10 protein-coding genes and 2 pseudogenes are annotated in these 13926 nt (G+C 71.1%); 3 read left to right on the top strand and 9 right to left on the bottom strand.

Annotated elements, in window-relative coordinates; all coding sequences use genetic code 11:
- Positions 1-68 precede the first annotated feature (68 nt).
- Together IE237_RS26610 and IE237_RS26615 are read left to right on the top strand one after the other, a co-directional pair.
- A complete protein-coding gene (locus IE237_RS26610; RefSeq protein ID WP_189804650.1) occupies positions 69-1754 on the top strand; it encodes a sensor histidine kinase in 1686 nt (561 codons plus the stop codon).
- Positions 1751-2440 carry a DUF7342 family protein gene (locus tag IE237_RS26615; RefSeq protein ID WP_189804651.1) on the top strand — a complete coding sequence of 230 codons (690 nt, stop codon included), beginning with the start codon at positions 1751-1753 and terminating at the stop codon, positions 2438-2440. Before IE237_RS26610 ends, IE237_RS26615 begins: the two co-directional genes overlap by 4 nt.
- Positions 2441-2456: 16 nt before the next feature.
- Here the strand turns inward: IE237_RS26615 and IE237_RS26620 are convergent, their stop codons facing one another.
- From IE237_RS26620 to IE237_RS26645, 6 genes and pseudogenes are all read right to left on the bottom strand, one after another.
- On the bottom strand, positions 2457-4049 hold the full coding sequence (locus tag IE237_RS26620) for a monocarboxylic acid transporter (protein ID WP_189804652.1): 1593 nt from the start codon (positions 4047-4049) through the stop codon (positions 2457-2459).
- On the bottom strand, positions 4046-4486 hold the full coding sequence (locus IE237_RS26625) for a DUF485 domain-containing protein (RefSeq protein WP_189804758.1): 441 nt from the start codon (positions 4484-4486) through the stop codon (positions 4046-4048). Before IE237_RS26625 ends, IE237_RS26620 begins: the two co-directional genes overlap by 4 nt.
- Before the next feature lie 140 nt (positions 4487-4626).
- Positions 4627-4842, bottom strand: a pseudogene (locus IE237_RS26630) (response regulator transcription factor); the annotation flags it as partial.
- A 363-nt stretch (positions 4843-5205) separates the two neighbouring features.
- A pseudogene (locus tag IE237_RS40900) lies at positions 5206-5682 on the bottom strand (response regulator); the annotation flags it as partial.
- Complete coding sequence (locus tag IE237_RS26640; RefSeq protein WP_189804653.1) at positions 5679-6962, bottom strand: sensor histidine kinase; 1284 nt, start codon at positions 6960-6962, stop codon at positions 5679-5681. The gene IE237_RS26640 and the pseudogene IE237_RS40900, both read right to left, overlap by 4 nt.
- Positions 6963-7059: 97 nt before the next feature.
- Positions 7060-9177, bottom strand: coding sequence for a DNA gyrase/topoisomerase IV subunit B (locus IE237_RS26645; protein ID WP_189804654.1), 2118 nt, complete (start codon positions 9175-9177; stop codon positions 7060-7062).
- A 433-nt stretch (positions 9178-9610) separates the two neighbouring features.
- Between IE237_RS26645 and IE237_RS26650 the strand changes: the two genes are divergently transcribed.
- Positions 9611-9844: a DUF7455 domain-containing protein gene (locus IE237_RS26650; protein ID WP_017237643.1), complete on the top strand. Its 234-nt coding sequence runs from the start codon at positions 9611-9613 to the stop codon at positions 9842-9844.
- Positions 9845-9998: 154 nt separating this feature from the next.
- Here IE237_RS26650 and IE237_RS26655 read toward each other — a convergent pair whose 3' ends face one another.
- The 3 genes from IE237_RS26655 to IE237_RS26665 all read right to left on the bottom strand — a co-directional run bounded on the left by IE237_RS26655 (position 9999) and on the right by IE237_RS26665 (position 13769).
- Positions 9999-10817 (bottom strand): S1 family serine peptidase, encoded by an 819-nt coding sequence (locus tag IE237_RS26655; protein ID WP_189804655.1) that lies wholly within the window; start codon positions 10815-10817, stop codon positions 9999-10001.
- A 143-nt stretch (positions 10818-10960) separates the two neighbouring features.
- Positions 10961-12505: an RNA polymerase sigma factor gene (locus tag IE237_RS26660; protein WP_189804656.1), complete on the bottom strand. Its 1545-nt coding sequence runs from the start codon at positions 12503-12505 to the stop codon at positions 10961-10963.
- 376 nt (positions 12506-12881) lie between these two features.
- The gene (locus IE237_RS26665; RefSeq protein ID WP_189804657.1) at positions 12882-13769 is read right to left on the bottom strand and encodes a FadR/GntR family transcriptional regulator; all 888 of its coding nucleotides are present in this window, start codon (positions 13767-13769) and stop codon (positions 12882-12884) included.
- Positions 13770-13926: the final 157 nt, after the last annotated feature.

Below are 13926 nucleotides of genomic sequence, written 5' to 3' on the forward strand. Positions count from 1 at the left end.
ACCCCCAGAATAGGCGCCCGTTCCGTCACCATTTCCGGTCACGGCTCGCGGCCGTCTACCTTTCGGGCATGAGCCCCGCACAGAGCAGCCCCCCGCGCCCCCACGCGCGCCGTCGGCGGTTCGGGTGGCCGCAGCGGGTGTTCTCGCAGGTCCTGCTGATGCAGCTGGCCATCGCGACCGGTGTCACCGTCCTCGCCACGGGCCTCTTCCTGGCCCCGCTGAGCGCCCAGCTCGACGACCAGGCCATGCGGCGGGCCCTGGCCATCGCCGGGACCACCGCCTCGCCCCGGCTGGCCGCGGACCTCACCGGTACCCGGCCGTCCGCGCGGGGCCCGGTGCAGACGGAGGCCGAGCGGATCAGGACCTCCACGGGCGCCGAGTACGTCGTGGTCATGGACACGCGCGGGGTGCGCTGGTCGCACACCGACCCCGCCCAGATCGGCCGGGTCGTCTCCACCGACCCGAGCGCCGTCCTCGCCGGGCGCGAGGTCATGGAGATCGACAGCGGCACCCTGGGCCGCTCGGCGCGCGGCAAGGCTCCGCTGCGGGACGCCGACGGACGCATCGTCGGCGCGGTCTCCGTCGGCATCGAGTACGACAGCGTCCGCGACCGGCTCCTCGCCGCCATTCCCGGCCTCCTCGCCTACGCGGGCGGGGCGCTCGCCGCCGGGGCCCTCGCCGCGTACCTGATCTCCCGGCGGCTCCAGCGGCAGACGCACGACCTGGCGTTCTCCGACATCTCCGCGCTGCTCGCCGAGCGCGAGGCCATGCTCCACGGCATCCGCGAGGGCGTCGTGGCCCTCGACCACAACGGCTCCGTGCGGCTCATGAACGACGAGGCGCAGCGGCTCCTCGGCCTCGGCCCCGAGGCGGCCGGCCGGCCGCTCGACGAGGTCCTCGGCGGGGGCCGTACCGCCGACGTCCTCGCGGGCCGGGTCACCGGCGAGGACCTGCTCACCGTCCGCGGACACCGGGTGCTGATCGCCAACCGGATGCCCACGGACGACGGCGGCGCCGTGGCGACCCTCCGCGACCGCACCGAGCTGGAACGCCTCGGACGCGAGCTCGACTCCACCCGGGGCCTGATCGACGCGCTCCGTGCCCAGGACCACGAGCACGCCAACCGGCTGCACACCCTCCTGGGGCTCCTGGAGCTGGAGATGCACGAGGAGGCGGTCGAGTTCGTCACGGAGGTGGTCGGCGTGCACCGGGCCACCGCCGAGCAGGTCACGGAGAAGGTCCACGACCCGCTCCTCGCCGCGCTCCTCGTCGGGAAGGCGACCGTCGCCGCCGAGCGGGGCGTCTCGCTCCGGCTCGCGCCCGACTCCCTGCTGCCGGACCGGCTCGTCGACCCGCGCGAGCTCGTCACCGTCGTCGGCAACCTCGTCGACAACGCCCTGGACGCCGTCGCCGGCACCCCCGGCGCCCGCATCGAGGTCTCCTTCCGCGCCGAGGGCCGTACGGTGGTGCTACGGGTCTCGGACAGCGGTCCTGGCGTCCCGGAGGAGCGCCGCGAGCTGATCTTCACCGAGGGCTGGACGACGAAGGAGCTGCCGTCCCACGGGAAGCGCGGGCTGGGGCTCGCCCTGGTGCGCCGGCTCGCCGAGCGCCGCGGCGGCACGGCCGAGGTGGCCGGCGGTCCCGAGGGCGGCGCCGTGTTCACGATCGTCCTCCCGGACGCCCTGACCGAACCGGAGCCCGCGCCGGACGCGCCCGCGCCCCTCACGGACGCCGCCGAGGAGGCGACGCGATGATCGACGTACTCGTCGTCGACGACGACACGCGGGTGGCCCGCATCAACGCCGCCTACGTGACCAAGGTGCCCGGCTTCCGGGTCGTGGCCACCGCCCACTCGACCGCCGAGGCGCTCGCCGCACTGGACGGACAGCCGGTGGACCTCATCCTCCTCGACCACTACCTGCCCGACGAGAACGGGCTCGCGGCCGTACGGGAGCTCCGCGCACGCGGACACCAGTGCGACGTGATCATGGTCACGGCGGCCCGCGACGTGGCCACCGTGCAGTCCGCCATGCGGCACGGCGCGCTCCAGTACCTGGTCAAGCCGTTCAACTTCGCCGGGCTCCGCGCCAAGCTGGAGGTGTACGCGACGCTCCGCCGCACCCTGGAGAGCGGCGGCGAGGCGGAGCAGGCCGAGGTGGACCGGATCTTCGGCGTCCTGTCAGCGGGCGCCGTCGCCCCGGACCTGCCCAAGGGCCACTCCCCCACCACGGCCGAGCTGGTCCGCCAGGTACTCCTCGCGGCCGACGGCCCGCTGTCGGCGCAGGAGATCGCCGAGCGCGCCGGCGTCAGCCGCCAGACCGCCCAGCGCTACCTCAAGCTCCTCGAACGCACCGGCCGGGTGCGTCTCTCCCTCCGGTACGGGGAGACGGGCCGCCCCGAACACCGGTACGCCTGGGCGAGCTCCCGGTCCACCGGCTGACGCCCCCACGGGACGCTCAGGCGGCTCCCGCGCCCGTCAGGGCCCGCACCTCGGTCTCCGCGTGCCGGGCCTCGTCGGGCGGCTCGGGCGAGGTGACCGTACCGATCCATCCGGCCAGGAAGCCGAGCGGGATGGAGACCACTCCCGGGTTCTGCAGCGGGAAGAGGTGGAAGTCGACCCCCGGGAACAGCGATTCCGGGCCGCCGGAGACGACCGGGGAGACCAGGACGAGCAGCACCGCGGGGATCAGGCCGCCGTACACCGACCAGACGGCACCCCGGGTGGTGAACTTCCGCCAGAACAGCGAGTAGAGCAGCACCGGGAGATTGGCGGAGGCCGCGACCGCGAAGGCGAGGCCGACGAGGAAGGCCACGTTGAGGTCGCGGGCGAGCAGCCCGAGACCGATGGCGGCGGCGCCGATCCCTGCGGCGGCGACCCGTGCCACGGTCACCTCGCTGTACTGCTTCGCGTGCCGGCGGCGCAGTGAGCTGTACAGGTCGTGGGCGACGGAGGCCGAGGAGGCCAGCGTGATCCCCGCGACAACGGCGAGGATGGTCGCGAAGGCGACGGCGGCGACGATCGCGAAGAGCACCGTGCCACCGGTGGACCCCGCACCGCCGCCGAGGTCGAGGGCGAGCAGCGGTACGGCGGTGTTCCCGGAGGCGTTCGAGGCACGGACCTCGCCGGGGCCGATCAGCGCGGCCGCTCCGAAGCCCAGCACGATGGTCATCAGGTAGAAGCTGCCGATCAGCCCGATGGACCAGACGACGGAGCGCCGGGCGGCACGGGCGGTCGGCACGGTGTAGAAGCGCGACAGGATGTGCGGCAGTCCCGCGGTGCCCAGGACGAGAGCGAGGCCCAGGCTGATGAAGTCGAGGCGGGCCGTCCAGTCCCCTCCGTAGCGCAGCCCCGGCGCGAGGAAGTCCATGCCGTGTCCGCTGCGTTCGGCCGCGGTGGAGAGCAGGCTGTTCACGTCGCCGTGGAACCGGAGCAGGACGAGGACGGTGAGCGCGATCGTGCCCGCCATCAGCAGGACCGCCTTGACGATCTGGATCCAGGTGGTGGCCCGCATGCCGCCGAGCGACACATAGATCACCATCAACGCGCCCACGCCGACCACCGTCCACGAGCGCGCCGCCTCGCTGGAACCGCCGAGCAGCAGCGCCACCAGGCTCCCCGCACCCACCATCTGGGCCACGAGGTACAGCACGGAGACGGCCACCGAGGACGTTCCCGCGGCGATCCGCACCGGCCGCTCCGCCATCCGCGCGGCGACGACATCGGCCAGCGTGAACCGCCCGCAGTTGCGGACCAGTTCGGCGACCAGCAGGAGCACCACCAGCCAGGCGACGAGGAAGCCGACGGAGTACAGCATGCCGTCGTAGCCGTACAGCGCGATCAGCCCCGAGATCCCGAGGAAGGAGGCCGCGGACATGTAGTCCCCGGCGATGGCGAATCCGTTCTCCAAGGGCGAGAACAGCCGCCCTCCGGCGTAGAACTCCTCCGCCGACCCCTGCCGGTGACGGCTCACCCAGGTGGTGATCCCCAGGGTCACCGCGACGAAGGCACTGAACAGCACGAGCGCCAGGGTCTGGTGATCTCCGGTCACGGCTGCACCACCCCTCGGGTCATCTCCTGCGTGTCCCAGCGCAGTTCCAGCGCGGCCCGGTCCCTGCGCAGCCGCGCGTGGCGCGCGTACGCCCAGGTCAGCAGGAAGGTGGTGAGGAACTGCCCGAGCCCCGCGACCATCGCCACGTTCACCGCTCCGGCCACCGGCCGGGCCATGAGCCCGGGCGCGGCGGTCGCCGCCACCACATAGGCGAGGTACCACAGCAGGAACGCCAGGGTGGCCGGGAAGACGAACCGGCGGTAGCGGCCGCGCACTTCCTGGAAGGCGGGGCTCCGCTGAACCTCCAGATAGATCTCCGCCGTGCTGTGGACCCGCTGCCGCGGCACCGCGTCGGGACGACCGCCACCAGGCGCCCCGCCGGCCTCCTCGCCCCGGCCGGAGGCCGTCGCGTCGTACCAGGGGTCGTCGACCGCCATCGCCGAAGCGTCGCGCCCCTCCTGCTCGTCCACCTGCTCCACCCGTCAACTCTCCTTGTCAGCGAACCGTTTCGGCCGCGTGCCCAAGGATGGACAGAGCGGGAAGATCCCGGACTCTTCTCCCCCCTCACTTCACCCCATCAGGTGACTCTTCTCCCAGGTGCCCTGACCAGACCGTGCTGATATGCGTACCGCACGGCCTGGACCCGGTCACGCACCCCGGTCTTGGCGAAGAGGTTGTTGATGTGGGTCTTCACCGTGGCCGTGGAGATCCGCAGCCGCCCAGCGATCTCCGGGTTCGACAGCCCGTCCGCGACGAGCACCAGCACCTCCGTCTCCCGCTCCGTCAGACCGTCGGCGTACGGCCCGGACACGGCGTCCCCCGCCCCCGGCCGCACCTCGTGCGCACCTCCCACTCCCGGCCCAGACCCGGAACCCCGCCCGAGGCCGAGCCCACGCCGGGCGCCCCGTCCGGACTCGACCGCACCCCCTCCCCCGGCGGCGGCCCCTGACCGCCCTATCCCGGCCTCGGCCCCAGTCCCGGCCCCGGCTCCGGCTCCGGCTCCGGCTCCGGCTCCGGCGGCTGATCCTGGCCCCCCGGTCCTGGTCCCGGGCCCTGACCTTGCCCCTGACCCTGACCCTGATCCGGGCCACGGCCCCGGACCCGGCCCCGGACCCGGCCTCTCGGACCGCTCGTCCCAGCCTTCCCCCTCGTCCCAGCCCTCCGGGTTCTCCGGCGTCTCCCGTTCCTCCCGGTCGATCAGCCGCTCAAGGAGTCGCCGCTGCACGGACGGGGAGAGCCCGGCCCGCCCGTCGATCACGTCCTTCACGGCCCGCTCGATCTCCTCCCCGCCGGCGTCCTTCGTGAGGTAGCCGCGCGCACCGGCCCGCAGCGCCGGGAACAGCGAGTCGTCGTCGGCGTAGGTCGTGAGCACGACGACCTCCGTCCCGGGGTGCCGGTCGCGGATCCGACGGGTGGCCTCGACACCGTCGCAGCGAGGCATCCGCAGATCCATCAGGACGACGTCGGGACCGAGTTCGGCGGTGAGTGCGACCGCCTCCTCCCCGTCCCGTGCCGACCCGACGACCTCGATCCCCGGAAGCAGGCCGAGCAGCATCACGATCCCCTCACGCACGATGGCCTGGTCGTCGGCGACGACGACCCGTGCGACACGGCGGCCGTCCGCGGCGCTCATGCCGGCACCCGCAGCCGCACCGTGAACCCGGTGCCCTCGGGGCCCGCGTCCAGGCTGCCGCCGAGCAGTTCGGCCCGCTCTCTCATGCCAAGGAGTCCGTATCCGGAGCCGGAGGATCCGAGCTCCTCCCCCACCCGCGCGCCTTCATCCGTCCGAGGAGACCCGAAGTCGCATATCTCCAGGGAGATCTCGTCCGGCCCATAGGCGAACCGGATCCTGGTCCTGGCCCCCGGGGCGTGCTTGCGGACATTGGTGAGGGCTTCCTGAGCGACCCGCCGTACCGCCTGCGAGGCCTCGGCGGGCAGGGCCCGGCGCTCGCCGGTGACATCGACCTCGGCGCGGTCCTCCCGCGCCAGCTCCCGGAGAAATTCCTCGACCGGCGCCATGTCCCCGCGCAGGGCGGAGAGCGCGTGCCGGGTCTCGGCGAGCCCTTCTCTGGCCATGGAACGGGCCGAGGTCACGAGCTTGAGGATCTCCGCTCGATCCGCGCCGGCCTCGATCTGGAGCCGTGCGACCTCCAGGTGCACCATCTGGGCGGAGAGGCTGTGGGCCAGCACGTCATGTATCTCCCGGGCGATCCTGGCCCGCTCGGCGAGCGCGGCGGAGGCGGCCTCCGCCTCCCGGGCGAGCCGCTCCTGTGCGAGCAGCTGGAACCCGGCACCCCGCGCCTCGGCGTCCAGCCGCAGGGAGTACCCGGCGAGCAGCACCGCCGCCGTGGTCACACCGGCACCGAGAATCCCGGTCTCGTCGGCCTCCACGAACCCGGCCACGAGAACCGCCACGGTGGCCAGCCCGGCGGGGAGCGGCAGCCGCTCCATCGCCATGACCGAGACGACGATCCAGATCACCGTCGCGGGCGTCGGGGCGCCCGCCGCATAGGCCCCCAGGCCGCAGAGCGCGATCGCCGCGAGCAGTCCCAGCGAGGCCGCCAGACGATGGTCGAGGGTCGTGTGGTGATACCGCAGCGCCGCCACCACACAGAGCCCGAACCCCAGCGGCGGCAAGGGCGCGTACCAGCCGTCGAACGCGCCCGAGGTGTAGCAGCCGGTCACCACCAGGACGCTCAGGCCCGCGATCATGGTGTGGTCGAGGATGATCCGTCCCCGCGGGACGCCGACCCGGGTGAGGGCTTCCCGCGAGGGCCAGGAGCGCCAGGCGGGCCCGTGCGCCACCGCGCTCGTCGCGGCCGTCTCCCTCGCTCCTGTCCGTTCCGCCGTGCTCGTGCCCGTCCTCGACCTCTGCCGGGTCGTCGTGCTTCCTCGGTCGCGCTTCTCGCTCATGTCCGTCCCCCTCCGACATCACGATGCTACGGAGAGTCGACGACCGTGTGATCGGCCCGTGGGTGGAGCGTGTGGCTCCACCCACGGGTGGAGTCCGTCAGGCGTCGATGCGCGAGCGGTCGAGCGTGGCCGCCGAGCCGGTGATGAACTCCTTGCGGGGCGCCACGTCGTTGCCCATGAGGAGATCGAAGACCTGCTCCGCCGCGTCCAGGTCGCCGATGTTGATCCGGCGCAGGGTGCGGTGGCGCGGGTCCATCGTGGTCTCCGCGAGCTGGTCGGCGTCCATCTCGCCCAGACCCTTGTAGCGCTGGATGGCGTCCTTGTAGCGGACCCCCTTGCGCTGGAACTCCAGGAGGGTCTGCCGCAGCTCGTTGTCCGAGTACGTGTAGACGTACTTGTCCTGGCCCTTCTTGGGCTGGACGAGCTCGATCCGGTGCAGCGGCGGCACCGCGGCGAAGACCCGGCCGGCCTCGACCATGGGCCGCATGTACCGCTGGAAGAGCGTCAGCAGCAGGCAGCGGATGTGGGCGCCGTCGACGTCGGCGTCGACGAGGAGCACGATCTTCCCGTAGCGGGCGGCGTCGATGTCGAAGGTGCGGCCCGAGCCCGCTCCTATGACCTGGATGATCGCGCCGCACTCGGCGTTCTTGAGCATGTCCGAGACGGACGACTTCTGGACGTTGAGGATCTTGCCGCGGATCGGCAGCAGCGCCTGGAACTCGCTGTTCCGCGCGAGCTTGGCCGTACCGAGGGCGGAGTCTCCCTCGACGATGAAGAGCTCGCTGCGCTCCACGTCGTCGCTGCGGCAGTCCGCGAGCTTCGCGGGCAGGGAGGAGGACTCGAGCGCGGTCTTCCTGCGCTGCGCCTCCTTGTGCTGGCGGGCCGCGATCCGGGTCCGCGCGGCGGCGACGGCCTTCTCCAGGACGGCGCGGGCCTGCGCCTTGGCGTCCCGCTTGGTGGAGGTGAGGAAGGCCTTGAGCTCCTTGGCCACCACGGTCGCCACGATGCGGCGGGCGGCGGAGGTGCCGAGGATCTCCTTGGTCTGTCCCTCGAACTGCGGCTCGGCGAGGCGGACCGTCACGACGGCCGTGAGCCCCTCCAGGGCGTCGTCCTTGACGATGTCGTCCTCGGCGACGCGCAGCATCTTCGCCGAGCGCAGGACCTCGTTCACCGTCTTGGTGATGGCCTGCTCGAAGCCGGAGACGTGGGTGCCGCCCTTGGGGGTGGCGATGATGTTGACGAAGGACTTGACGTTGGTGTCGTAGCCGGTGCCCCAGCGCAGGGCGACGTCGACGGCGAGCTCACGGGTGACCTCGGTCGGCGTCATGTGGCCGCGCTCGTCGAGGACCGGGACGGTCTCCTTGAAGGTGCCCTGTCCGGTGAGGCGCTGGATGTCGCAGACGGCCTTGTCCTGCGCGAGGTATTCGCAGAACTCGCTGATGCCGCCGTCGAAGCGGAAGGTCTCCTCGCTCTTGCCGACACCGGCCAGGTCCCGCTCGTCGCGGACGACGATCGTGAGGCCCGGGACGAGGAAGGCGGTCTGCCGGGCGCGCTGGTGGAGCGTCTCCAGGGAGAGCTTGGCGTCCTTGAGGAAGATCTGCCGGTCCGCCCAGTAGCGGATGCGCGTGCCGGTGCGGGTCTTGGGGACGCGCTTGCCCTTGATGAGGCCGTTGCCCGGGTCGAAGGGGCTGTCGGGGCCCTGCTCGGTGAAGATGCCGGGGACACCGCGGCGGAAGGAGATCGAGTGGACCGCGCTGCTCCGGTCGACCTCGACGTCGAGGCGGGCCGACAGGGCGTTGACCACGGAGGCGCCGACGCCGTGCAGACCACCGGACGCCGCGTACGACCCGCCGCCGAACTTTCCGCCGGCGTGCAGCTTGGTCATGACGACCTCGACGCCGGAGAGTCCGGTCTTCGGCTCGACGTCGACCGGGATGCCACGGCCGTTGTCCTGGACCTCGACGGATCCGTCGTCGTGCAGGATGACCTCGATGTGGTCGCAGTAGCCACCGAGGGCCTCGTCGACCGAGTTGTCGATGATCTCCCAGATGCAGTGCATCAGGCCGCGGCTGTCGGTGGACCCGATGTACATACCGGGGCGCTTGCGGACCGCTTCGAGCCCTTCCAGTACGAGCAGGTGCCGCGCGGTGTAGTTGGAACCGTCACGGTCTGCGGTCAGCAGCGCACTGGACGGCACGGACGTCTCGGCGGTCACGCGGTTCGCTCCTCGCTGAATTTGAAATCTGGCCCGGTGGGGTAAGGCCCGGCGTCGGTCACCGCTCAGAGGGTACCGATGCCTGGTAGAGCCGTTGTCACGCCACCCTCCCGGATTCCTCATGCTAGTCCAGGGTCGTATGGATGTTCGATCCCTCGATGGGGTGACGTGAACATCACGTTCCCTTCCAGGCATGAACCATTTAGGCTCCGGGCACGTCCTCATGAACAACCGGCAACCACGCCGGGAGGGCTAACCGACACAAGCAACGCGAAATCCGTAGAGCGACGCAATACGGCTCATTCGCCGCCAACCGGCAGCAGACAGCCACCTTGGGAAGAAGTTTCAAGGAAAAGGCACGAGCGGGAACGTTTTCGGCCTGGTTGGATGTTGACCCTGGTACGACAGCTCGTCGAGCTAGAGAAGAGGCGACGTGACTACTGTTCTGACCCCCGCGAGCCCCCTGACGGCCGCTGACCGCTGCGACCGCTGCGGCGCCCAGGCATACCTGCGTGTCGTCCTGACCAGCGGAGGTGACTTGCTCTTCTGCGCCCACCACGGACGTAAGTTCGAGCCGGAACTCAAGAAGATCGCCGTTGAGATACAGGATGAGACGGACCGGCTCACGGACGTGCCGGCCCGCACGCAGGGCGAGGACCACGCCTGACGCGCCATCCACGACGAGCCCAGGGCCGGTCATTGATCGGACGACGGGCGGTCGCCCCTGATTCCAGGGGTGACCGCCCGTTCTCGTACCCCGCGCTCTCCCGTCCCCGGCGGAATCCGGGGCCGCCGCGCCCTCCGGCCCTGCGGGGCGCCGCTCAGAAGCGCGCCGGAAGCACCGCCGAGACCCGCGTGTAGACGCCCGGGTTCTCCGGCTGCCCGCAGCCGCTGCCCCAGGAGACCAGGCCGACGAGAAGCCCGTTGGCCACGAGCGGACCCCCGCTGTCGCCCTGGCACGCGTCCTTCCCGCCCTGCGGGTCGCCCGCGCACAGCATCGTCCCGCGCTGGTAGCGGACGCCGAAACCGCCCGGGTACGCCCGCTCGCACGCCGCGTCCGGCAGCACCTGCACGCGTGCCGTCCGCAGCGTGGAGGCGTAGGCGCCGTTGCCCGTCGTGTCACCCCAGCCGTAGACGTCCGCCTCCGTCCCGGCCGCGTAGGCCGCGTCTCCCGAGCGGGCCACACCGATCACGTACGACTGCGGCAGCGCGCTCACTAGCGTGAGCACGGCCAGGTCGCCCGAGTTGGTCGTCGGGTCGTAGTCGGGATCGACCCAGGTGTCCGAGATCCGGACCTCCTGCCCCTCCTGTCCGCTCAGCGCCGCACGGCCCGCGATGACCACGAAGTCGCGCACCTCCCACGGCTCGCCGCCGAGCACCTCACGCCCCAGGCAGTGGGCCGCCGTGAGCACCTTGGTCGGCGCGACGACCACACCCCCGCAGAACTGGCCCGCGCGCGTTCCCCCGAACCGGTCACGGCTGGACAGCGCCACGACCCACGGCGCGTCCGTGATCTGCGCCGGCCGGCCGCCCACCACGACGCTGTCGGCGGCCACGGGACCGGCGGTGGCGAGCTGCCCGGCCGCCGCGGTGATCAGGCCCAGAGCACCCGTCAATGCTCGGGTGAGAGAACCACGCATGGAGCCTCCTGACTCTCGGGTGATGTCGGTTCACCCAGCGTCCAGCACGTGTCCCCGCCCTGCACCCGCGCAAAGCCGGAGGGCCCGGCTCCCCCTCTCGGGGAACCGGGCCCTTCCGTGTGCCGATGCGTACCTCGTACGGATCAGTCGAGGTAGTCGCGCAGCACCTGCGAGCGCGACGGGTGACGGAGCTTCGACATCGTCTTCGACTCGATCTGGCGGATCCGCTCGCGCGTCACGCCGTAGACCTTGCCGATCTCGTCCAGCGTCTTCGGCTGGCCGTCGGTGAGACCGAAGCGCATCGAGACGACGCCCGCCTCACGCTCCGAGAGCGTGTCGAGCACGGAGTGCAGCTGCTCCTGGAGCAGCGTGAAGCTGACCGCGTCGGCCGGCACGACCGCCTCGGAGTCCTCGATGAGGTCGCCGAACTCGCTGTCGCCGTCCTCACCCAGCGGGGTGTGGAGGGAGATCGGCTCACGGCCGTACTTCTGGACCTCGATGACCTTCTCGGGGGTCATGTCGAGTTCCTTGGCCAGCTCCTCCGGGGTGGGCTCACGGCCCAGGTCCTGGAGCATCTGGCGCTGCACACGCGCGAGCTTGTTGATGACCTCGACCATGTGCACCGGGATACGGATGGTGCGGGCCTGGTCGGCCATGGCGCGGGTGATCGCCTGACGGATCCACCAGGTGGCGTACGTGGAGAACTTGTAGCCCTTGGTGTAGTCGAACTTCTCGACGGCGCGGATCAGACCCAGGTTGCCCTCCTGGATCAGGTCCAGGAAGAGCATGCCGCGGCCGGTGTAGCGCTTGGCCAGCGAGACCACCAGACGGAGGTTGGCCTCCAGGAGGTGGTTCTTGGCCCGGCGGCCGTCCTCGGCGATGATCTCCAGCTCGCGCTTGAGCTTCGGGGCGAGCTTGTCCGAGTTCGCGAGCTTGTCCTCGGCGAACAGACCGGCCTCGATGCGCTTGGCGAGCTCGACCTCCTGCTCGGCGTTGAGCAGCGGGACCTTGCCGATCTGCTTGAGGTAGTCCTTGACCGGGTCCGCGGTGGCACCGGCGACGGCGACCTGCTGCGCAGGAGCGTCGTCCTCGTCCTCGTCGGACAGGACGAAGCCCTTGGTCTCGCCCTCGGCCTCCTCGTCCTCACCCTTGCCGGGCGCGACGTCCTCGAGCAGCTCCTCGCCCTCGATGAGCTCGTCGTCCTTCTTGGACGTGGTCTTCTTCGCCGCCGTCTTCTTGGCGACGGTCTTCTTGGCCACCGCCTTCTTGGCGACGGTCTTCTTCGCGGCCGCCTTCTTGGCGGGCGATCCGGCCTCGTCGGCCGGGTCGGTGCCCTCGGCCGCGGCGGCCGTGGAGGCCGAGACGGTGGTCTTCGTCACGGTCGTCCTGGCGGTGACGGTCTTGGTGGCGGTGCGCTTGGCCGGGCTCTTCGCTGCGACGCTCTTGCGGGCGCGCTTCGGCGACTCCGCTGCACTGACCATCAGCGTCACACCCTCTTCCTCGAGGATCTGATTGAGGCTGCGCAGAACATTCTTCCACTGGGTTGGCGGAATCTGGTCAGCTTCGAAGGCCCGACGCACGTCATCGCCGGCGATCTGCCCATCAGCCTTTCCCCGCTCGATGAGCGCCATCACAGACTCGGACTCGGCGATCTCCGGCGGGAGCGTACGGGATGTGCTGGCCGACACGAACAACCTCTCGGAACGATGGAAACGGCTTCCGGCCCCACCCTGGATCGGGCTGGAGCCGACGACCGTCGACGGGGAATGTGCCGACGGCGCGGGCTGGACCGGGGAACTGCACAGCGCCTCCATCGGCTGCTGTATTCCTTCCTCGGCTGTCACCTCTTAGGTCATCGCACGGCTCGGAGGAGTGTTACGCCCAATCTTCGTGGCCCGAGTCACACCTCATTTGCGGCGAAACGGCCAGAGCAGTCGATCACGGCACATTCGCGCCGCCGGAACCCGGGCGCCACCCGGGGAGACCCTGTCGGGCCCCGGGTGGTGCTCGGACCCGGCGGCACGCGGTGCGTGCGCCTCCGCGCTCCCGGCCACGGCCCGCGGATCAGTGTTCGCGAGGGGCGGGGACGACGCGCTCCACCTCGGGGTGGACCGTGAGCAGCTGCCGCATGGCGCTCTCGGCGCCGTGGGCGTCCCCTGCGGCGAGCGCGTCCACGATACGGGCGTGGTGCGCGAGGCAGGCGTCGCTCGGGCGGTCACAGCCGGTGACGGGACCGCCGGAGACCTGGAGCGCGGCGGCGACGATGCCGGAGAGGTGCTCCAGCATGCGGTTCCCGGCCAGCTGGATGAGGAGCGAGTGGAACTCCGTGTCGGCCCGGGAGAAGGTGATGCCGTCACCCTGGGCGAACGCGTGCCCCATGATCTCGACCATGTCGGCGAGGCGCTGCTGCACGTCCTCGCGGCCGTGCCCGGCGGCGAGGCGGGCGGCGAGGGGCTCGATCGTCCAGCGCAGCTCGTTCAGCTCGCGGCGCTGGTCGTCGCGCTGCGGGCCGAAGGCGCGCCATTCGATGATGTCGGGGTCGAGCAGGTTCCAGTCACTGACGGGCCTGACTCGCGTGCCGACGTTCGGGCGGGCGCTGACGAGCCCCTTCGCCTCCAGCACGCGCAGCGACTCACGCACCACGGTGCGCGAGACCTCGAACCGCTGGCCGATCTCCTCGGGGACGAGCGGGCGGTCGGCCCCGAGGTCGCCGGAGACGATCATCTGGCCGAGCTGCTGGACGAGCTGGCCGTGCAGCCCGCGGCCCCTGTTGCCGGCGGTCCGGCGGCCGACGCGGCCCAGATCGGTGTCCACCCCCTCCCAGGAGGGCGGGCCCACGCGGCCGGCGGCGGGCGCCTCCGTGTAGGGGTAGCGGTCGAGATCGCCCGGGGCGCCGAGGCCGGAGTCGACGGGGCGGGCGGCGGTCATCATGGTGTGCGCAAGGGTACTCACGCATCCTTTGTCGGCGTTGCCTCCGTGACCCTTGAGGTCTTTGGTGAAAAGCACACGAAAGGGTGATCGGCGCCCCATATGCAATTGACAATTAATCGGACATTTACGGCAGAATTCAGGGGAGTTGACGAGGAATCGGAGTCTTTCGGTCCACAAG

Source organism: Streptomyces tanashiensis (assembly GCF_014648895.1).
In the GTDB taxonomy this organism is placed as follows: Bacteria; Actinomycetota; Actinomycetes; order Streptomycetales; family Streptomycetaceae; genus Streptomyces; species Streptomyces tanashiensis.